Source organism: Streptomyces melanosporofaciens, assembly GCF_900105695.1.
GTDB lineage: Bacteria > Actinomycetota > Actinomycetes > Streptomycetales > Streptomycetaceae > Streptomyces > Streptomyces antimycoticus.
In genome coordinates this window covers 4,933,785-4,953,539 of record NZ_FNST01000002.1, presented here as the reverse complement: position 1 = coordinate 4,953,539, position 19,755 = coordinate 4,933,785, and the positions used below count along the sequence as shown (strand labels likewise).

The 19,755-nt window shown below is 69.8% G+C and carries 17 protein-coding genes and 1 pseudogene; 8 read left to right on the top strand and 10 right to left on the bottom strand.

Going from position 1 to position 19,755, the window contains the following annotated elements; genetic code table 11:
* The first annotated feature begins 27 nt into the window (after nt 1–27).
* Nucleotides 28–666 (top strand): carboxymuconolactone decarboxylase family protein, encoded by a 639-nt coding sequence (locus BLV72_RS24330; RefSeq protein WP_342030670.1) that lies wholly within the window; start codon nt 28–30, stop codon nt 664–666.
* Nucleotides 663–1,520: an RNA polymerase sigma-70 factor gene (locus BLV72_RS24325; RefSeq protein WP_093464837.1), complete on the top strand. Its 858-nt coding sequence runs from the start codon at nt 663–665 to the stop codon at nt 1,518–1,520. Before BLV72_RS24330 ends, BLV72_RS24325 begins: the two co-directional genes overlap by 4 nt.
* Here BLV72_RS24325 and mca read toward each other — a convergent pair.
* Nucleotides 1,477–2,382 (bottom strand): mycothiol conjugate amidase Mca, encoded by a 906-nt coding sequence (gene mca / locus BLV72_RS24320; protein ID WP_167746612.1) that lies wholly within the window; start codon nt 2,380–2,382, stop codon nt 1,477–1,479. The two genes, BLV72_RS24325 and mca, sit on opposite strands and share 44 nt — an antisense overlap.
* A 119-nt stretch (nt 2,383–2,501) precedes the next feature.
* Between mca and BLV72_RS24315 the strand changes: the two genes are divergently transcribed.
* Complete coding sequence (locus BLV72_RS24315; RefSeq protein ID WP_093464834.1) at nt 2,502–3,128, top strand: TetR/AcrR family transcriptional regulator; 627 nt, start codon at nt 2,502–2,504, stop codon at nt 3,126–3,128.
* A gap of 57 nt (nt 3,129–3,185) precedes the next feature.
* On the opposite strand, the pseudogene BLV72_RS24310 reads toward BLV72_RS24315, so the two are convergent.
* Nucleotides 3,186–3,407, bottom strand: a pseudogene (locus BLV72_RS24310) (Uma2 family endonuclease); the annotation flags it as partial.
* A gap of 75 nt (nt 3,408–3,482) precedes the next feature.
* Between BLV72_RS24310 and BLV72_RS24305 the strand changes: the two are divergent.
* Entirely contained in the window at nt 3,483–3,932 is a 450-nt protein-coding gene (locus tag BLV72_RS24305; protein WP_208905706.1) for a hypothetical protein, read from the top strand.
* A 161-nt stretch (nt 3,933–4,093) separates the two neighbouring features.
* Nucleotides 4,094–9,262 carry a DUF6531 domain-containing protein gene (locus BLV72_RS24300; protein WP_143059802.1) on the top strand — a complete coding sequence of 1,723 codons (5,169 nt, stop codon included), beginning with the start codon at nt 4,094–4,096 and terminating at the stop codon, nt 9,260–9,262.
* Nucleotides 9,263–9,498: 236 nt separating this feature from the next.
* On the opposite strand, the gene BLV72_RS24290 is transcribed toward BLV72_RS24300, so the two are convergent.
* The 3 genes from BLV72_RS24290 to BLV72_RS24280 form a co-directional block, all read right to left on the bottom strand.
* The gene (locus BLV72_RS24290) at nt 9,499–9,738 is read right to left on the bottom strand and encodes a DUF397 domain-containing protein (RefSeq protein WP_093464830.1); all 240 of its coding nucleotides are present in this window, start codon (nt 9,736–9,738) and stop codon (nt 9,499–9,501) included.
* Nucleotides 9,735–10,559, bottom strand: coding sequence for a helix-turn-helix domain-containing protein (locus BLV72_RS24285; protein ID WP_093464828.1), 825 nt, complete (start codon nt 10,557–10,559; stop codon nt 9,735–9,737). Before BLV72_RS24285 ends, BLV72_RS24290 begins: the two co-directional genes overlap by 4 nt.
* A gap of 108 nt (nt 10,560–10,667) precedes the next feature.
* Complete coding sequence (locus BLV72_RS24280) at nt 10,668–11,171, bottom strand: hypothetical protein (protein ID WP_093464827.1); 504 nt, start codon at nt 11,169–11,171, stop codon at nt 10,668–10,670.
* 405 nt (nt 11,172–11,576) lie between these two features.
* On the opposite strand from BLV72_RS24280, the gene BLV72_RS24275 reads away from it, so the two are divergent.
* Both BLV72_RS24275 and BLV72_RS24270 read left to right on the top strand, forming a co-directional pair.
* Nucleotides 11,577–12,245: a glycoside hydrolase family 25 protein gene (locus BLV72_RS24275; RefSeq protein WP_093464825.1), complete on the top strand. Its 669-nt coding sequence runs from the start codon at nt 11,577–11,579 to the stop codon at nt 12,243–12,245.
* 46 nt (nt 12,246–12,291) lie between these two features.
* A complete protein-coding gene (locus BLV72_RS24270) occupies nt 12,292–12,600 on the top strand; it encodes a hypothetical protein (protein ID WP_078643828.1) in 309 nt (102 codons plus the stop codon).
* 81 nt (nt 12,601–12,681) lie between these two features.
* Here the strand turns inward: BLV72_RS24270 and BLV72_RS24265 are convergent, their stop codons facing one another.
* The 5 genes from BLV72_RS24265 to BLV72_RS24245 form a co-directional block, all read right to left on the bottom strand.
* Nucleotides 12,682–12,912, bottom strand: a complete 231-nt coding sequence (locus tag BLV72_RS24265; protein WP_093464824.1) for an EF-hand domain-containing protein — start codon at nt 12,910–12,912, stop codon at nt 12,682–12,684.
* 131 nt (nt 12,913–13,043) lie between these two features.
* The gene (locus tag BLV72_RS24260) at nt 13,044–13,694 is read right to left on the bottom strand and encodes an N-acetylmuramoyl-L-alanine amidase (protein WP_093464822.1); all 651 of its coding nucleotides are present in this window, start codon (nt 13,692–13,694) and stop codon (nt 13,044–13,046) included.
* Between the two features lie 460 nt (nt 13,695–14,154).
* Nucleotides 14,155–14,658 (bottom strand): ATP-binding protein, encoded by a 504-nt coding sequence (locus BLV72_RS24255; RefSeq protein WP_167746396.1) that lies wholly within the window; start codon nt 14,656–14,658, stop codon nt 14,155–14,157.
* Nucleotides 14,659–14,934: 276 nt separating this feature from the next.
* Nucleotides 14,935–15,702, bottom strand: a complete 768-nt coding sequence (locus BLV72_RS24250) for an enoyl-CoA hydratase/isomerase family protein (protein ID WP_093464819.1) — start codon at nt 15,700–15,702, stop codon at nt 14,935–14,937.
* A gap of 123 nt (nt 15,703–15,825) precedes the next feature.
* Complete coding sequence (locus BLV72_RS24245) at nt 15,826–17,052, bottom strand: L,D-transpeptidase (protein WP_093464817.1); 1,227 nt, start codon at nt 17,050–17,052, stop codon at nt 15,826–15,828.
* A gap of 344 nt (nt 17,053–17,396) precedes the next feature.
* Here BLV72_RS24245 and glgX point away from each other — a divergent pair, with 344 nt between their 5' ends.
* On the top strand, nt 17,397–19,724 hold the full coding sequence (gene glgX / locus BLV72_RS24240) for a glycogen debranching protein GlgX (RefSeq protein WP_093464816.1): 2,328 nt from the start codon (nt 17,397–17,399) through the stop codon (nt 19,722–19,724).
* Nucleotides 19,725–19,755: the final 31 nt, after the last annotated feature.

The window sequence follows — 19,755 nt, the reverse complement described above, 5'->3', positions numbered from 1 at the left end:
CGGCCGCTTCGGATGAGTGCCCGTCGGATGTCACACTCCGGCGCGCTGCTCTGTCGCACCTGCGGAAGGTCATTCGACCCCAGCCGCGACACGATGGAGAAGCCCGCCATGGCCCGTATCTCGCTCGCTCCGCCCAGCACGCTGCTCAACCGCATCGGCGCCTGGTACTCCCGGCGCACCTACGGCAAGGTGCTCGACCCCGGCCTGGCCATCGGTCACAACGGGCGGGTGCTGCTCACCTACGTCCGGCAGGAGCGCTCTGCCGCCAAGTGGAACCGCCTCGACCCGGGCCTCAAGCACCTCGCGGTCATGGCCGCGGCGGCCAGGATCAACTGCTCGTGGTGCATGGACTTCGGCCACTGGGAGGGCGACGCCCTCGGCCTCCCGATGGACAAGATCTCCAAGGTCCCGCAGTGGCGCGAGCACCAGGACGCCTTCACCGAACGGGAACTGCTCGTCCTGGACTACGCCGAAGCGATGACCGAAACCGAACCCCGCGTCACCGACGAGCTCGCGGCCACCCTGATCGAGCGGCTCGGCGAGGCCGCCTTCGTCGAACTCACCGCCATGGTCGCCCTGGAGAACTACCGCTCGCGCATCAACAGCGCCTTCGGCCTGACCAGCCAGGGCTTCTCGGACGCCTGCGAGGTACCGTCACGGACGTGATCGACGCGACCACCTTCGAACGCCACCGGCGGATGCTGTTCGGCATCGCCTACCGCATGCTCGGCAGCGTCGCCGATGCCGAGGACATGGTGCAGGACACCTGGCTGCGCTGCAGTCAGGTGACCACCCCTGTGGACAATCCGGTGGGCTATCTGGCCCGTACGGTCACCAACCTCGCGCTCAACCGGCTCACGTCCGCCGCCGCCACCCGCGAGCAGTACGTCGGCCCCTGGCTGCCCGAACCGCTGGTCACCCAGCCCGACGCCGGCGAGGAGGTGGAGCTGGCCGAGTCGGTCTCGCTCGCCCTGCTCGTCGTCCTCGAAACCCTCTCGCCGTTGGAGCGGGCGGTCTTCGTGCTCAAGGAGGTCTTCGGCTTCTCGTTCAAGGAGATCGCCGGAATGCTGGAGCGCGGCGAGGCGTCCGTACGCCAGGTGGGCCACCGGGCCAGATCACATGTCCAGGCCCGCCGACCGCGCTACGACACACCGGCCGAGGTGCGGCGCCAGGTCACCGATGAGTTCCTGGCCGCCTGCCTCGGCGGCGATCTCAACCGGATGATGGAGCTGCTCGCCCCCGACGTCACGGCGTGGAGCGACGGCGGCGGCAAGGTGAAGGCCGCCCTCCGCCCGCAGCAGGGCGCCGACAAGGTCGCCCGCTTCCTCGCCGCCGTCGTCAACCAGCCGATGGACGACCCCCAGGTGCACACGGTCGACGTCAACGGCCTCCCGGGATTGCTCATCACCGCCGCGGGCCGCCCGGACACCGTCGCCTGCGCCGAGGTCGAGGACGGGCGCATCACGGAGATCCGCATCATCCGCAACCCGGACAAGCTGCGGCATCTGCCGCCGCCGTAGTGCGCTGGGGGCGCCGCACACCGGCGAACAGGTCGTCCTCGGGAATCGCGACGTCGATGTCGACGTCCACGTCCACGTCCACGTGGGACCGGGCCAGGTGATAGTCCTCAGTGGGCCAGACCTCGCGCTCGATGTCACGATCATGAAGCATGAACCCGGCGTTCGGGTCGATCTGCGTGGCGTGCGCGAGCAGCGCCCGGTCCCTGGTCGCGAAGTACTCCGCGCACGGCACCCGCGTGGTGATCTCCAGCCCGGCCGCGGGCAGTCCGGCCAGCACCTCCCGCATGCCCGAGTCCATGCCCCGCGCGGTCATGGCGTCGTGCAAGGCCCGGAACCAGGGCCGCGACAAGCCGCCCTGGTAGTACAGCTTCAGTGGCCGCCAGGGCGAGCCCGCCTCGGGATGGCTGCCCGCCTCCCCCGCCGCGTCGAAGGCGGCGACCGTCACCTGATGGGTCCTGATGTGGTCCGGGTGCGGATAGCCGCCGGTCTCGTCGTACGTGACGACCACATGCGGGCGGAAGCTCCGCATCAGCCCCACCAGGCGCCCGGCCGCCTCCTCCAAGGACGCGAGCGCGAAGCAGCCCTCGGGCAGCGGCTCGCCCGGCCCCGGGAGCCCCGAGTCGACGAACCCCAGGAAGTGCTGCCGCACCCCCAGGATCCGGCGGGCCTCGGCCATCTCGACCCGCCGGATCGCGGCGAGGTCCTCCCGCACACCGGGCCGGTCCATGGCGGGGTTGAGCACATCGCCACGCTCCCCTCCGGTGCACGTGACCACCAGCACCTCCACCCCCTCGGCGGCGTACTTGGCCAGCGTGGCCGCGCCCTTGCTGGACTCGTCGTCGGGGTGGGCGTGCACGCTCATCAGACGCAGGTTCAAGCGCACTCCTCGGATGGTTCGTGGTGACTGACACACCGAAAACTAGCCCGAACCAAAACTTAGGTCAATCATAAATTTAGCCCCGTCCATGCGAGGATGGGGCCATGACAGCAGGACTGCGTGAGCTGAAGAAGCGGCAGACGCGCCAGATGATCTCCGACACCGCGACCCGGCTCTTCATGGAGCACGGCTTCGAGGCGGTGACCATCGCCGAGATCGCGACGGCCGCCCAGGTGGCCAAGATGACGGTCACGAACTACTTCCCGCGCAAGGAAGATTTGGCCCTCGACTACCACGAGACCATCACCACCGCCCTGGCCCGGACCGTCGCGGACCGCCCGACCGGCGCATCGGCCCTGACCGCGCTGCGCCGCGCATATCTGGCCGCGGCCGAGCGTCACGACCCCGTCGTCGGCTTCTCCAGCCCGGAGTTCGCCCGCATGCTCGCCGACAGCCCCACCCTGACCGCGAGACTCCGCGAACTGCACGACCAACGCGAAGAGGCCCTGGCCGAAGTCCTCACCACCGAAACCGCCACCACCCCCGACGACCCCACCCCCCGAGCCGCCGCCGCCCTCCTCACCGCCGCCCACCGCACCCTGTTCCACCACGTCCAGGCCCTGACCCGGGCAGGCCACCCCAACGAGGAGATCGCCACCGCGACAACCCGCTCAGCCGAGAAGGTCTTCGACCTGCTGGAGCCGTCGTTGGGCGACTACGCGGTGCGCTGAGAGCGCTCCGCCGACCCGGCCGAACCCCGACTCAGCGCACATCCGAGGTCTGAGCCGTCAGAGCTGACCGAGGTCGATCCGCACCGGAAACGGAGCCGCGACCTTCACCACACCGGTGAACACGTCTCCCTCCCGATAGGTCTTCGTCGCGGGGTCGAGGACGTAGGTGTAGACGAGCGGGACGCCGGTCGCCGCCTGCTCGATCCGCCAGTAGAAGGCGATGTCCGCCTTGGCGTACTGGTCCACCTTCACAATGCGGTCGGTGGTCTCCGAACCGGGCACGCGCGGGACAACGGCAGCACCATCGAGCTGGGTTCGCTCCTGCTGTTCGCGTCGGCCACGCCACTGGCCCTGATGGCGGCGGTGCTCTACCGGCGGCTGCGAGCGCTCGGCATCACCGCACCGGGCTCGGCGATCACGCTGGTGGGCGGGGTGCTGGCGGCCGCGGCGCTGAGCGGCAGCGCGCTGTTCGGCTGGGCCGGCGGCCGTCTGCCCATGGACGCCGATCCGGCCCTGGCCCGCGCACTCGCCGACCTGTCGTTCCTGTCCGGTGGCGTCGCCTACTCGGTGACGTTCGCGATGCTCGTCTCCGGCCTCTCAGTGACCGGGCTGATGACCCTCCTGCTGCCTCGCCCGCTCACCTGGACCGGGCTGGCGCTGGCCGCCGCGGGCATGGTCTCGCTGCTTTCGCTGATCGCCGACCCGTTCGGCTACCTGCTGCCGGTCGTCCGCTTCGGCGGGCTCATCTGGCTGGTCATCACCGCGTTCCTGCTGCCCCGCACCCGCCCGTCCCGGCACCAGTGAGCGTCACCAGTGAGCGTCGGACGCGCGGACCCGCCGACGACACGCACAGAGCGCCGGTCCAGAGGCCACATGACCATGAACTCCCTTGTACGTGACCGCTGTTCGACTTAGCGTGACGGATCACTGGCAACGTTGAGGGGGCTCGGGGCGTGGCGTTCTGGATGGCTGCGACGTCGGTATGGGCTGTGTTGCAGCTGTTGTTGCTGTCCTGGCCGGTGCGGACCGTGCGGTGGCCGACGGTGCTGCTCGCCTTCGGAGTGGGGGCGTACGGCTGCGGCGTGCTGTCGATGGCACTGGAACTCGTGGTGGCGCGGCAGTTGGCGACCGCGCGGGAGAAATCGCTGTCGGGCGTCATGGATGTGGTGTCGTGGACGACGGCTCCGGTGGTGGAGGAGCTGATCAAGATCGCGCCGCTCCTGGTCGCGGGGTGGGCACTGCGCAGGCGGATGCAGTGGGGTCTGGCGGACTTCGTGGTGCTGGGCGGCGCCGCCGGGGCGGGGTTCGGTCTGCTGGAAAAGCTGCTGATGTACGCCGAGTCCGCGGGTAAGGCCGTTCCCACGGATGACGGGGGCTGGCAGATCGCGGGGGGACTGTTCGACCCCCCGTACGTTCCCGGCCTCGGACAGATCCTCGGCAGTTGGTTCCCCTCATCGACCGGCACCGTCGAAGTCGGGGGTCCGGCACTCCCCTACGAGGTACACATCTTCGCCAGCGCGCTCGGCGGGCTGGCGGTGGGCCTGCTGTGGTGTGGTGCCCGCGTCCTGACCCGGATCGCGGCCCTGGTGCCGCTGGCCGGGGCGGTGGCGATCCACTGGGTGACCAATTACGCCGCGGCCTTCCCGGGCGACGAGACCGCGATGGAGTGGCGGGAGCGGCTGGCCGGGGACTGGGGCCTGTGGATCATCCTGGGATGCCTTGCCGTCGCGTGGATCTGGGATCTGCGCCGGTCCCGCCTGGGCCGGCGGCACCAGCCTGATGTGGTGCTGGCTGCCGAACGCCAGGGCCAGGCCGCCCTCGAAGCTCTCCTCGGGTACGCCCTGCTGCGCCTTCCGGCCACCTGGATCATCGCCCTGGGCTACGCCCGGCAGCGCCGAGCGCTGCTGTACGCCGCGGCCCACCCCCGCAGCCGCCCGGAGAAGCTGGAGCCGCTGCGCGAGTCCGTCGCCCAGCAGACCCACCGTATGGACGCGACCCACAGCCAGGAGGCATGGCGTGGCGTGACCTTACGGCAGCTGTGGCGCCGGGCCCGGGAGCAGCGCCCCCGCCGGCCGCGCCACGAGAAGGTTCTTCTGGTGCTCAGCCTGTTGCTGGCCGTCCCCTCCCTGCTGTATATGGCGGTGGGCTCCTTCCCGTCCACGAAGGATCTGCAGGAGTACTTCACCGGGGGGACCGGACTACGGATTCTGGTCGGTGTCGGCCTGGCCGGGCTGGCCCTGACCCTGTGGCGCCTGATCTCCGCCGTAAGCGGCTACCGGGCCGCAAGCGCGTCTCCGCTGGGCGAGGCCGTCGCCCTGGTCCAGTTCCGGATCGCCGTCTGCGCGGGCTCGCTCGTCGTCGGCGTCCTGTTGCTGTCCCGCTGGTCGGCGATCGCCGACGGCGAGGCCCCTCTGGCGGGCTACCGCATCCTGGGCACCGATCGCTTCCTCCTGGAAAAGCTCCTCGAAACCGGCCTCCCTCTCCTCCTCACCCTCGCCATGTTCGCCATGCCGTACGCGCTGCCGCTGGAAGTCGCCATGGGCGGCGGGCTGGCGGAGACCCTGCTGGTGGGCCTCGCCCCGCGCGCCCTGGCCCCGGTCGCCTCACGCATCGGGGCGAGGCTGGCGGCGCGTGAGGCGACGCAATGGGCGCGCGGCGCTCTCCGGAGCCGTGGCCGGGGGTTCTTCTCCCGAACCTGGGACCGGGTGCGGCACGGCCGTACCGATCCGGTGGATGTGGCGACCGGGCGGATGTTCCTGCCGCAGACGGATGTGGAGCTGCCGGGTGTGCTGCCCCTGGTGTTCTCCCGCCGGGTGGACTCCGGATACCGCGCCGGGCGGTGGTTCGGCCCGACCTGGGCCTCGACGGCGGACCAGCGACTGGAGTTCGACGAGCAGGGCGTGGTCTTCTTCACCGAGGACGGTCTGCTGCTGGCCTATCCGCATCCGGTGCCGGGCGGCGCCGCGGTCCTGCCCGCGGAGGGGCCGCGCTGGCCGCTGGCACGGACGGCGGACGGCGGTACGTACACCCTCACCGAACCGGATGCCGGGCTCGTCCGCACCTTCACCCCGTACCGCGACGAGGCGCTCGCGCTCCTGAGGGAGATCACCGACCGCAACGGCAACCGCGTCACCTTCACCTACGACGCTTCCGGCACCCCCCTCGAAATCCTCCACAGCGGTGGCTACCGGCTGCGGCTGACGTCGGAGCACGAGCGGATCACCGGCCTGTGGGTGGGGGACGTACGGGTGAGGGGCTACGGCTACACCGACGGCCATCTCACCGAAGTGACGGGCTCCTCGGGGCTGCCGCTGCGTTTCGTCTACGACCGGGCCGGGCGGGTCACGTCCTGGATCGACACCAACAATCGCTGGTACTCCTACGCCTACGACGAGCACGACCGGGTCACCGCCGAGGGCGGCGAGGGCGGCCACTACACCCTCCGCATCGGCTACGACGAGGTCGACCCGGACTTCCCCGGTCTGAAGGTCACGACCCTGACCTCACCGGACGGCGCCGTCACCCGCTATCTGATCGACGAGGCGCACCAGGTCGTCGGTGAGATCGAAGGGGCCGGCGCGGTCAGCCGCACCATGTACGACGAAGCGGGCCGTACGGTAGCCGAGACCGACCCGCTGGGCCGCACCACCGGCTTCCGCTACGACGAGCACGGGCATCTGACGGCCGTGATCCGGCCGGACGGCAGCGAGATCGGCGCGGTGCTCGACGCACAGGGCAACCTGGCGCAGATCACCGATCCGGGCGGCGCGATATGGCGGCAGACCTTCGACGCGGCGGGCAACCGCACCACGCTCACCGACCCGCTCGCCGCCACCACCCGCCACCTCTACGACGAGCGCGGGGGCCTGCTCGCCGTCACCGACGCGCTGGGCGCGACGACCCGGGTGCGCTGTGACGCGGCCGGGCTCCCCGTCGAGATCACCGACCCGCTGGGAGCCACGACCTGCTACCAGCGGGACGCGTTCGGCCGCGTCGTGGCCGAGACGGACCCGCTGGGCGCGGTGACCCGCTACGAGTGGAGCCCGGAGGGCAACCTCCTGCGCCGCACCGGGCCGGATGGCTCGGCGGAGTCCTGGACGTACGACGGCGAGGGCAACCGCACCACCCACACCGACCCCGTCGGCGGCACGACGGTGTACGAGTACACCCACTTCGACCTGCTGTCGGCCCGCACGGGCCCGGATGGCGTTCGCTACGAGTTCGAGCATGACGCGGCGCTGCGGCTGACGAGGGTCACCAATCCTCAGGGCCTGAGATGGAGTTATGAGTACGACCTGGCTGGCCGCCTGGTTGCGGAGACGGACTTCGACGACCGCGAAGTGCGGTACGCCTACGACGCAACGGGCCATCTCACAGCCCGGACTGACCCGTTGGGCCGGATCATCACGTATGAGTACGACCTGCTCGGCCGCCTGATACGCAAAGCGTCCGTCGACCGCACCACAACCTTCACCTACGACCCCGCCGGACTCCTCACCTCAGCTGCCGACCCGGACGCGGAGGTCGTCTACCAGCGCGACCGCCTGGGCCGGGTGACCTCCGAAATGGTGAACGGCCGCGTCCTGACGCACAGCTACGACCCCCTGGGCCGCCGCACCCGCCGCACCACGCCCACGGGCGCCATCACGACCTACGCCTACGACGCGGCGGGCAACCGCACCGCCCTGACCGCCGGGAACCACACCCTCGCCTCGGCACACGACGCGGCGGGCCGCGAGACCACGCGCCGCGTCGGCGACGCCCTCACCCTCACCCACACTTGGGACCCGCTCGGCCGCCTGACCACGCAATCGCTGACCGGAGCCTCCGGCAATATCCACCACCGGGCGTACACCTATCGAGCCGACGGCCACCTGATCGGAGTGGACGACCACCGGTCGGGCCGACGCACTTTCGGCCTGGACGCGGCGGGCCGGGTGACGACCGTCCACGCCCACGACTGGACCGAGACCTACGCCTACGACGAGGCGGGCAACCAAACGCACGCGGCCTGGCCGAGCACGCAACCCGCCCAGGAGGCGACGGGCCCCCGCACCTACATCGGCACGCGCATCACCGGCGCGGGCTCGATCCGCTACGAACACGACGCGGCTGGCCGCCTCACCCTCCGCCAAAAGACCCGCCTGTCGAAGAAGCCCGACACCTGGCGCTACACCTGGGACGCAGAAGACCGCCTGGTATCGGTCACCACGCCCGCCGGCACGGTCTGGCGCTACCGCTACGACCCCTTCGGCCGCCGCACCACCAAACAACGCCTCGCGGCCGACGGCGAAACCGTCCTGGAGCAGACGGATTTCACCTGGGACGGCCCCACCCTCATAGAACAGACCACCACCACCCCGGACGTCCCCCACCCCGTCACCCTCACCTGGGACCACGAGGGCTTTCACCCCGTAGCCCAGACCGAGCGCATCACCGAAGCCACCACCCAACGCGAAATCGACACCCGATTCTTCGCGATCGTCACCGACCTGGTGGGCACTCCCACCGAACTCATCGACGAATCAGGCACCATCGCCTGGCGCACCCGCTCCACCCTCTGGGGCACCACCACTTGGGCCGCCGACAGCACGGCCTACACCCCACTCCGCTTCCCGGGCCAATACTTCGACCCCGAAACCGGCCTCCACTACAATTTCCACCGCTATTACGACCCGGATTCCGCCCGCTACCTCTCCCCCGACCCTCTGGGCCTATCCCCCGCCCCCAACCCGGCAACCTACACCCAGAACCCCCACACCTGGTTTGATCCCCTAGGACTATCCCCATGCCCAGGCGGGAACCATAATTGGGCCGGCAACCCCGCTGAACACGCTCGACTCAAGCGCTTTTACGAACAAGCCCAGAAATACGGGAAGGCCGGCTTCAGGGAACTAGAAAACGGAAGATTCCGCTTCTACGGAAAGATAACGCCCGCAGCGAAGGAAGGCGAAATAATGGGACGCCGACTCGTCCGAGAGTGGGATCCCGCAACTGACTCCACTCGCATTTGGCACGAATCACTGGATCACAGCGGAAGGGTGCGCATCACAAGGCCCGACGTGAAATTCACAGGCGGCAAAAAGGTGCATTACCTGTTCGACGACACCGGAAAGCTCATAGGAACATTCTAGGAATCCCATGAACCTGAGGAATGAAATCATCGAAAGACTAACGGCACTTACCGAAGGCACCAGCCCCCCGGAGGACGTTTCCGAATGGGCGACTTCCACAATGGAGGGCGACGCCCCGGACCTACTGGACGCCGATATCTGGCAAGCGCTTGACCGTCTGAGCGGGGCAGACCTCAAGTCTGACCCGACAACCTACCTGCACAGCACAGAAGACTACTCGGAGTGGCTGCGCGAGTTCAGGGAACAATAGAAGGGAAGGGTGGGAATTCACCGGTTCGCAGAGCGGTCGTGAACGTGTCCCACGCCTCCACCGGGAAGACGAGGGCGGGGCCTGCCGGGTGTTTGCTGTCGCGGACGGGGACGACACCGGCAGTGGTGGCTATGGAGGGCGCGAACTCCACGCACTGGCCTTCGTCTCCGCTGCTGTAGCTGGACTTGACCCATTCAGCACCGGACAGGTCGAGGGCGGTGTTCATCGTGTGTAGTCCTCCATCAGTCTGCTGATCACGGCCAGCGAATCGTCCGGCGACAAAGCCGAAGCCCTGATTCGGTCGTACCTGGCAGTCGCGAGGTCCACTTCTGCCGGTGAATCGATCGTCTGGCCTGCCATGGCTGTATCTGCGTACACAATGCTCGGTCCATCGTCGAACGTCAGAAGGGTGAAGCTCCCCGGCACCGGAGGTGCTCCTGCCGAGAACGGCAGCAACTGAAGTGTGATGTGCGGAGACTCTGCTACAGCTAGGAGATGGGCGAGTTGGGCCCGCGCCACTTCCCTTCCTCCCACCCCAGCACGCAGACACGCCTCACTCAGGACGCACCACAGCAACGGGGGCGCATCCCGCTCCATCACCTCTCTTCGCTGCAATCGTCTGGCCACCCTTGCGTCGATCTGGTCGGCGGTATCCCGAGGATGTGCGGACCGGAACACCGCTCGCGCGTACTCGGGCGTCTGCAACATGCCCATGATGAGCGTCGCCGAGTAATCCAGGACGCTGACCGCCTGCCGCTCCAACTGCACGTACGGCACGAACCAGTCCGGATAGCCATGCTGGCTGGCCCGCTTCCGCAGGCGCGCGAACAGGCCCGGCGTGCCGAAGACCCGATCGCACGCGTCGGCGAACTCGGGGCTGGCCAAGCGCTCACCCGCCTCCACCTTGGCCACATATTGCTGCCCGTAGTTGGCCTTCAAGCCCAACTCCCGTTGGCTCAGCTCCGCCTGCATCCGCCAGGTCCGCACCTCGGCTCCGAGGAACGCCGCCCCGCTGGACGGTTCCTGGCCTTCTTTGGCCTCACTCACCTGTGGTTCTCCCCTCACCCCAAACCTCTTGGTGTGCCCCGATCCCTGTTGCGCGCGGCCCCGCACGGCAACGCTTGCCGAGGCGCTCGCGGAGCGCCTCGGCGTTTCTCAGGAGCAGTAGCCCTCGCGCAGCAGCGCGTTGATTCGCTTGCCGTTGGCCACGGTCACTTTGTGCTGGGCGGTGCTGAAGCGGCGTGCCGCTGTCTCGTCGGGGTTCGCGGCCTTTCGGCGGAGGTCGAAGCACTGTTCTCCGGCCTTCTTGATATCCGACGCGGCCCCGAGCGCGGGGTCGATGTCGCGTAGGGCGCTTTGGAGTTCAAGGGCGCGGAGGCCCAGCATGTCCTCCTTGGCCTGGTCGCCGGCGTCCGACGGGACCTCCACCGGAAGCCTGTGGTCGGTGGGCGGAGCCGAGGGGGTGGCGGGGCTCGTAGAAGCCTTGGGGGTTGGGGGGCTCGGGGTCGCCGATGTCATGGCCGGGCTCGGCTTGTCCGAGGACGCCTCGGGTCGCTCGCCATCGGTGCCGCATCCCGTCAGCAGCAGCACGGTGGCCGCGCCGAGGGCGGCGGAGGCAGCGAGCGTGTCGCGCCGTCGGGTGGAGGGCTTCCCGCGCATGGCTTGGCTCCCGTGGGTGGAGCTGAGGGCCTTCCTCAGCGGGATCAAGCTGGCACGTCCCGTGCGGGACCGGTCCCGGGGTGCCCGGACGGATCTCGTCACTTCCTCCGCGGGCTGTCGACTCCGGACGCCGCCGAGTCGTGGTCGCTCGGCCCCTCGACGGGCGGCTGGAGGACCGGGTGGGCGAGGGGCGCGAGCGGAAACCGAAGCTCGTCGTGCCCAGTTGGGCGGCATCACAGGGCCCGGGGGATGGCCGAACCCTCGGGTCCGCCGATCTTCTCGCCCGCTCCCCCGGCGTGGGCCCCCGAACGGCTGCGGACCGAGATCCCGTCCCAGTAGGGTCCTCCGTACGAGAGGGGGAATAACACCCGTGTATTCACTCGTTCTTGACCCGAGGTAGGCGCCATGCTGCACGGCATCGACGTGAGTTCGTACCAGTCCACCTTCGACCCGGACGGGCTGGCCTTCGTCTTCATCAAGGCCACCGAAGGACGGTCGTACATCAACCCGAAGCAGACCTCGCAGGCGTCCCGGGCGCGGAAGGCGGGATGCGTCGTCGGCTTCTACCACTTCCTGTGGCCGGGCAACATCACCGCGCAGGCGCAGTACTTCGTCGAGAAGTGCGCGTCCCAGAAGCACGATCTGCTCGCCGTGGACTGGGAGACCACCGGTTCCGGCACCCGCGCCAGCAACGCTGAGAAGGACCGGTTCATCCGCGAGGTCAAGAAGCTGCGTCCCACGCACCGCGTGATGCTCTACTGCAACCGGAGCTTCTGGCTCAACTACGACACCACGTCCTACGCCGGAGACGGCCTGTGGATAGCGGACTATGTGACGGCGGGCAAGCCGCGCATCAAGGCGAAGTGGCGGATCCACCAGTACACCGACCGCCCGCTGGACAAGGACGTGGCGAACTTCTCCAGCAAGGCCGCGCTGCAGGCCTGGGCCGATCCCAGCCGGGCGGCGCTCACCGCGGAGGAGACGGAGGACGCCGAAGACGTCCACCTCACGGAGGGTGTGGGCGACACGGGCGAGGCCGAAGGTGGCGAGGAGGCGCGGGAGGGCGGGGCCTGACCGGGCCCTCGGGGTGTTGTCGGTGGGTGCGCCTACGCTGCCCGGTATGAGTTACGCAGACCTGCGCGAACTCCGCAGCGCGCTCACCACCGCGTCGGACATCGCCTTCTCGCTGGACGCCGCGCCCTCCGGGCCGGAGACCGAGCTGCTCACCGACGCCCTGCGCCGGGCGCTCGCCGCCGCGGGGTCGCTGACCGCCGAGCGCGGTGCCACGGGCTGCCCGGAGCATCCGCGCGGGGCCGTCGATCCGCTGTACGGGGATCCGGAGGACCCGCTGCCGCCCGGCTACGGCCGCTGTCTGCTGTGCAACGACCGCAGACGGCGGGCGAGCGCACAGCGGCGCGGCTGGCGCTGACGCGCCGGCCGTGCCGCCATGCGGCCCGTTGCCGCCGTGCGGCTGCCGTGCGGCTCGTTGCCTTGCCGCCGTGCGGCCCGGTCAGGCGGTCTTGCTGCCGTCCTTGTTCTGAGCCGCCCAGAACTCGTCGAAGGTGAGCAGCCCGTCACCGTTGCCGTCGTGGGCGTTGATGACGGCCTGGGCGACGGGTTCCGTGACGTACGGGTCCCCCAGCTGCGCCATCACGCTCTTGTACTCGGCCGCGGTGATCTGGCCGTCACCGTTGAGGTCATACCGCTCGAACGCCTTGCGCGCCGCCTCGATATCCGCCACCTGTTCCGCCCCTTCCGTGCGTGTGCTTGACCCGCACAGATTAGCGGTCGGCGGCGGCCGGCCCATCGGCCGCGTCACGATGTACACGACATAAGCGGCGCGCGCGGCGTCCGGTTGGTTCGCCGGGTTCGCTACCTTCGCCAGGTTCGCGGCGCGGAGGCTTTGTTGACCAGGGACATATAGCGGTCCCAGTCCCACAGCGGGCCGGGGTCGGTGTGGTCGGCTCCGGGGACCTCCACATGGCCGATGATGTGGTCGCGGTTCTTGGGGATGCCGAAGCGGTCGCAGACGGCCGAGGCAAGGGCGGCGGACGAGGCGTACATCTCGTCCGTGAACCACTTGGGGTCGTCCACCCAGCCCTCGTGCTCGATGCCGATGCTGCGGTTGTTGTAGTCCTTGTTGCCGGCGTGCCAGGCGACGTCCTTCTCCCGGACGAACTGCCCGATGTAGCCGTCGGCCGAGGCGACCATGTAGTGCGTGGAGACCTGCTTGGCCGGGTCCTGGAAGATCTTCATCGCGTCCGGGAAGGTCTCCTGCGTCACATGGATGACGATGAAGTCGATCGGATACGAGGTCGGGCGGCTGGAGACGCGGTAGTTGGATGGGGAGGCCGGGATCCAGTGGGTGGGGGGATAGGCGGCCGCGCGGCGGCGACGTCTGTCGTCGGCGTGGGCGGCGGTGGCGGTAGCGGCGGTGGCGGTGAGTCCGGTGGCGGCGGTGGCGAGATAGGCGCCCGAGCGGAGCAGGGCGCGCCGGGTGGAGGTGCGGCCGTGCGCTTCCATGGGGGATCTCCCGAATGGCGTAGCCGGGACAAAGGGGGGTGAAACGTGGGGGTGTGACGCGCGTAGCGCTGTTCCATGGTGCGTGCTGGGCAGGGCCATGCCAAGAACCGACGGGCAAAGAAAGATTTCGTGTCACGGTCTGGACCACTGGAGATTCATCAGAAAGAGGTCGACAACAAAGGAAAATTGCGCCCCTACCCGCCATTAGCAAGGCAAGTGTTACAGCTCACCTTGGATCGGCTTGGAAGTGATCTACCGTCTCTGCGATAGTCGGGGCCGCGACCCCATTGACCCGAGCGAGGTCGCTTCCCCCGAATGCCATGACGAACACCCCTTTCGTGCCATGGCCGGGGACGAAAAGAGGTCCCCGTGTCGTCGGCGTACGACGACGCGGGGACCCTTTTCACACGCTGGGCGCCCCACTCGCTCGGCGCCGAGGTCCGCACCCGCGCTCATCCGGTCAGTTTTCGGCCACCCGCATCTCGAACCAGGTCGTCTTGCCGCACGGCAGCAGATCGACCCCCCACCGCTGGGAGAGCTGGTCGACCAGCGTCAGCCCGCGCCCGCTGGTGTCGAGCTCCCCCACCGGCAGCAGACACGGCAGCCCCCGGGAGGGATCGCGGACCTCGACCCGCAGCCAGCCGCGCCGCCGCAGCATCCGCAGCCCGAAGGTGCGGGCGCCGGTATGCCGTACGGCGTTGCCCACCAGTTCGGAGACGAGCAGCACGGTGTGCTCGGCGAGCTGAAGACCCAGCCCCCAGTCGCGCGCCACCACGAATTCGGCCAGCCGGCGGGCGGTCGCCGCGGACTCGGGACGGGAGGGCAGCCGCACCTCCTCGGCCGCGGGGTTACCAAAGAGGTCAAGCGCCCTGCGGGCCCGCTCGTCCTCGACGGACGGCACCCCCCGCACCGCAGCCGTACCAGTGCGCTGCTGCGGCTGCTCCATTCCCTCCAAGCCCGCCATGCCCCCCATCATGGCCGCCCAAAAGGTCATCCGGGGCGGAACCGTGGGATCCCGAACACCGGAGCCCCAGGCTCCACAAAACCGATCCGACATATGCCAACGGCAGTTGGGGCACCACAACACCCCGGCTGACCAGCGATGTCACCGCGCGTACGCGTGATCACCCAGCGTACCGGAACGGGGCATACAGAGGCCGACCGTTGGCGAAGAAAATTCGCTCGCACGGGGCATACCCGGCTCCGTGACCCGGCCGAGACGATCGGAACCGGTCGGATGTCAGCGGAACGTGGCCTTACCCGGCCCGTCCTCGACAAAGCTGCGCATCCCGATCTCCCGGTCCTCGGTGGCGAACAGCCCGGCGAACCAGGTCCGTTCGATGGCGAGGCCGCTGTCGAGATCCGTCTCCAGCCCCCGGTCCACCGACTCCTTGGCCGCGCGCAGCGCGATCGCCGGGCCCCGGGCCAGCCGCGCCGCCCAGGCGTGGGCCTGCTCGTAGACCTCCTCGGCCGGTACGATCCGGTCCACCAGGCCGATGGTGAGCGCCTCGTCGGCCTTGACCTGGCGGCCCGTGAAGATGAGGTCCTTGGCCTTGGCCGGGCCGACCAGCCGGGCCAGCCGCTGAGTGCCGCCCGCGCCCGGGATCAGGCCGAGCAGGATCTCGGGCTGGCCCAGCTTGGCGTTCTCCGCGGCGATCCGGAAGTCGGCGCACAGCGCCAGCTCGCAGCCGCCGCCGAGGGCGTAGCCGGTGACGGCGGCGACCACGGGCTTGGGGATCCGGGCCACGGCGGTGAAGGACTCCTGCAGATCACCGGAGCGGGCCACCATCGCGGCGTGGTCCATCTCCCGCATCTCCTTGATGTCCGCGCCGGCCGCGAACACCTTCTCGCCGCCCCAGATGACCACGGCGCGCACATCGTCGCGGTGGGTCACCTCGGCGGCGAGCTCCCGCAGCCGGTCCTGGGTGGCGGTGTCGAGCGCGTTCATCGGGGGGCGGTCAAGGCGGAAGGTGGCAACGCCGTCGGCAACCTCGAGATTCACAGTCATGAGCGCAGGTTAGCGTCCGCTAACACGGGAGCGGAGGGCCGGGGGCGGTGCCATAACGCGGGGACGCAGGGACGCTTGGGGGCCGGAGCCGGGGCACCAGGGCGCCCCGGCTCCGGCGCGGGGTCATGCCTTCCACTTCTCCCAGGACATGTTCCAGCCGTTGAGCCCGTTGTCCGGCTGGACGGTCTCGTCATGCGAGTTCTTCACGATGACCACATCGCCGATGATCGATTTGCGGAAGAACCAGGACGCCGGGGTGGCGGAGTCCCCGCCGCCGCGCTGGTCGAACAGGCCCACACAGCCGTGGCTGACATTGGACGAGCCGAACGTGGCCTGGCCCGCCCAGTAGTTGCCGTGGATGAAGGTGCCGGAGGTCGACAGGCGCATCGCATGCGGCACGTCCTTGATGTCGTACTCCCCGTCGAAACCGACCGTGGCGCCGTCCATCCGCGTCACCGGATGCTTCTCGCTGATCACCATTTTGCCGTTGTAGGTCTCATGGCCGGGCGCGCCCGAGGTGATGGGGATGGTCTTGATGGTCTTGCCGTCCCGCTTGACCGTCATCTTCTTGGACTTGGCGTCGACGACCGAGATCTGGCTGCGGCCGATGGTGAACGTCACCGACTTCCGCTGCTCGCCGTACACCCCCGGCCTGCCCTCGACTCCGTCCAGATCCAGACTGAGCGTCACCTTGGTGCCGGGCTTCCAGTACTTCTCCGGGCGGAAGTCCAGCCGGTCGTTGCCGAACCAGTGGCTCGCGAGCGGCACCGAGGGCGAGGCGCTGACCTTTATCCCCTTCTCCACGGCCGCCGGGTGGGTGATACCGCGGTTGAAGTGGAGCGAGACGGGCATGCCGACGCCGACCGTCGAGCCGTCCTCCGGGGTGTAGATGCCCACGAAGGTGTTCTTGGGGCGCAGGGTGGTGAAGGTCGCGTGCCGGGTCGTGGTCAGGCCATGGGTGTCCTTGGCGACCGCGTCCACGGTGTAGGTGGTGTCCGAGCGGAGATGGGCGGCGGGCAGCCAGCTCTTTCCGTCCCCGCCGACCTTCCCCTCGACCGCGGCGCCCTTGGCGTCCTTGACCTTGACCGAGGACAGGGTGCCCCGCGCCGAGGTGACCTTCAGCGCACCGCTGGTGTCCACGCCCTTCGCGCCGTCCTCGGGCGCGATCGTCACCACGGCCCGCGAGGTCTTGGGCCGGCTGTCGCCCTTGCCGTCCTTGCCCTTCCTGCCGTCGTCGGAGCCACCGCCTCCGCCGCACGCGGCCACTGCCATGAGCAATGCCCCGAGCAGCAGCGCGAGAAGCCCCTTGCGGCCGCCGCGCGCCGCCCCCGGTATCCACCGCACCGTCACCACAGCTCTCCCTCCCCCGGAGCCGCGCCCCGCGGCAAGCCCGATCACGCGCAGGGCGCGCCTGGCGATAGGTAATCACACGCCACCGACAGTGGACTTCCCCTCGTTGGTCACGGTTCAGTCGCAGGCAGGAGCCGGTCACGGGACGATCGGCCCGTGCCGGGCAGCGGTGGAGTGCGGGGAAACGTGCGAGTCGGCGCGATTGCGGGCAGAACAGGTGGGAGAGCGTGGGCCAGGGTCCGTGCGGTACGGGACACCGCGGGGCCCGCCGGCCCGCCATGAGGTGCTGCCCGCCTTCCCTCCGTCGGGGCGGGGGCGGTTGGCCACGAGCCGCGGAGGCCGATGTGTCCAGTGCAGCCGGGCAGGAGACACGCGACGGCGTCCCCGGACGCCCCTCGGCGACGGCGGTGGGCCGTCTCGTCGGCCACCGCCCCACGGCGCTCGCCCCGCGGCCCGACCGGAGCGCCGCCCCGGCGGCGGGCCCCGCCGTCCGGCCGGGCAGCCCGGAGCCGCTCGGCGCCCGCCCCTGCCGGGGGCCGGACGGGGTGTGGGGCACCAACTTCGCGCTGTGGGCGGGCGGTGCGGAGGCCGTCGACCTGTGTCTGTTCGACGACGACGGCCACGAGCTGCGCTGTCCGCTCACCGAGCTCACCCATGAGGTCTGGCACGGCTTCGTGCCCGGTGTGCTGCCCGGCCGGCGGTACGGCTACCGCGTGCACGGCCGCTGGGACCCCTGGACCGGCGCCCGCTGGAATCCGGCGAAGCTGCTGCTGGATCCGTACGCCCGCGCCGTGGACGGGGACTTCGCGCTGCCCGCGGAGGTCTACGGACATATGCGGGACTGGCCGCAGCAGCATGTGGCGGACACCGTCCGGGACGACCGCGACTCCGCCCCGTACGTCCCCAAGGGCGTGGTCGTCGGCGACGACACGGCGGACGGCGCGCCCGACGAGTGGACGGAGGACCGGCGGCCCAAGACGCCCTGGGCCGAGTCGGTGATCTACGAACTCCATGTGCGCGGCTTCACCATGCGCCACCCCGGGGTGCCGCCCGAACTGCGCGGCACCTACGCGGGGCTGGCGCATCCGGCGGCGATCGAGCACCTGACCCGGCTCGGGGTCACGGCGGTCGAGCTGCTGCCGGTGCATCAGTTCGCCCACGAGGACCATCTGCTGCGACGGGGCTTACGCAACTACTGGGGCTACAACTCGATCGGCTACTTCGCGCCGCACGCCGGATACGCGGCCGGCGGCACGCGGGGCCAGCAGGTCGGGGAGTTCCGGCGGATGGTGCGCGCCCTGCACGCCGCCGGGATCGAGGTGATCCTCGACGTCGTCTACAACCACACCGCCGAGGCCAATGAGCTGGGCCCCACCCTCTCGCTGCGCGGTGTCGACAACCGCGGCTACTACCGCCTGCAGCAAGATCCCCGCCGCTACGCCGACTTCACCGGCTGCGGCAACACCCTGCACGTCCTGCAGCCACAGGTGCTGCGGCTGATCACCGACTCGCTGCGCTACTGGGTCACCGAGATGGGGGTGGACGGCTTCCGCTTCGACCTGGCCAGCGCGCTCGCCCGCGCCACGCACGGCGTGGACATGCTCTCGCCCTTCCTGGCCGTGATCGCGCAGGATCCCGTACTGCGCCGGGTGAAGCTGATCGCGGAGCCATGGGACGTGGGCTCCGGCGGCTATCAGGTGGGCGCCTTCCCGCCGCTGTGGGCGGAGTGGAACGACCGCTACCGCGACGCGGTGCGGGACTTCTGGCGCGGGGCGCTGCCCGACGCCCGCGATCTGGGCTACCGGCTCTCGGGCTCCAGCGATCTGTACGCGTGGAGCGGCCGCCGCCCGTACGCCTCGGTCAACTTCATCACCGCGCACGACGGGTTCACCCTGCGCGACCTGGTCTCCTACGAGCACAAGCACAACGAGGCCAACGGGGAGGGCAATCGCGACGGCACCCCCGACAACCGCGCCTGGAACTGCGGCGCCGAGGGCGAGACCGACGCCCCGGAGATACGGGCGCTGCGCCGCCGCCAGCTGCGCAATCTGCTGGCCACCCTGCTGCTGTCCACCGGGGTGCCGATGCTGGTCGCGGGCGATGAGCTGGGCCGCACCCAGGGCGGCAACAACAATGCGTACTGCCAGGACAACGAGACCGGCTGGCTCGACTGGTCGCTGCTGGAAGACCCCGGCTGGCGCGCCCTTACCGAGCTCACCGCCCGGCTGATACGGCTGCGCCGGGCCCATCCGGTGCTGCGCCGCCCGGCCTTCTTCTCCGGCCTGGCCCGGCCCCCGGAGGGACTGCGCGATCTGGCGTGGTTCACCCCACACGGCACCGAGATGGCCGAATCCGACTGGTACGCGCCGACGACCGCCCTCGGGGCCTATCTTTCGGGCCGCGATCTGCCCCAGCGCGATCCGCACGGCGCCCCGGTCACGGACGACAGCTTCCTGGCCCTGCTGCACGCGGGCCCGCGGCCGCTCTCCTTCACCCTGCCCGGACCGCCCTGGGCCCGGGGGTACGAGCTCCTCCTGGACACCTCCCGTGAGGACCAGGAGGCACCCCCGGGCACACGGCTCGCGGCGGGCGCCCCCATCGAGCTTCCGGCGCGCTCGGTCCTGCTGCTGCGCGCCCTCGACGCCACGGACCTACGCCAAAAAACCGAGTGAGCACTGTCGGTGGCGGACCGTAGTCTCCCCA

Bases quoted from the DNA above. Each gene is read 5' to 3' on its own strand.
- BLV72_RS24330 (WP_342030670.1), top strand. From the start codon at position 28: ATGTCACACTCCGGCGCGCTGCTCTGTCGCACCTGCGGAAGGTCATTC.
- mca (WP_167746612.1), bottom strand. From the start codon at position 2,382: ATGAGCGTGCACGCCCACCCCGACGACGAGTCCAGCAAGGGCGCGGCC.
- BLV72_RS24315 (WP_093464834.1), top strand. From the start codon at position 2,502: ATGACAGCAGGACTGCGTGAGCTGAAGAAGCGGCAGACGCGCCAGATG.
- BLV72_RS24305 (WP_208905706.1), top strand. From the start codon at position 3,483: ATGGCGGCGGTGCTCTACCGGCGGCTGCGAGCGCTCGGCATCACCGCA.
- BLV72_RS24300 (WP_143059802.1), top strand. From the start codon at position 4,094: ATGGCTGCGACGTCGGTATGGGCTGTGTTGCAGCTGTTGTTGCTGTCC.
- BLV72_RS24290 (WP_093464830.1), bottom strand. From the start codon at position 9,738: ATGAACACCGCCCTCGACCTGTCCGGTGCTGAATGGGTCAAGTCCAGC.
- BLV72_RS24280 (WP_093464827.1), bottom strand. From the start codon at position 11,171: ATGCGCGGGAAGCCCTCCACCCGACGGCGCGACACGCTCGCTGCCTCC.
- BLV72_RS24275 (WP_093464825.1), top strand. From the start codon at position 11,577: ATGCTGCACGGCATCGACGTGAGTTCGTACCAGTCCACCTTCGACCCG.
- BLV72_RS24270 (WP_078643828.1), top strand. From the start codon at position 12,292: ATGAGTTACGCAGACCTGCGCGAACTCCGCAGCGCGCTCACCACCGCG.
- BLV72_RS24260 (WP_093464822.1), bottom strand. From the start codon at position 13,694: ATGGAAGCGCACGGCCGCACCTCCACCCGGCGCGCCCTGCTCCGCTCG.
- BLV72_RS24255 (WP_167746396.1), bottom strand. From the start codon at position 14,658: ATGGCGGGCTTGGAGGGAATGGAGCAGCCGCAGCAGCGCACTGGTACG.
- BLV72_RS24250 (WP_093464819.1), bottom strand. From the start codon at position 15,702: ATGACTGTGAATCTCGAGGTTGCCGACGGCGTTGCCACCTTCCGCCTT.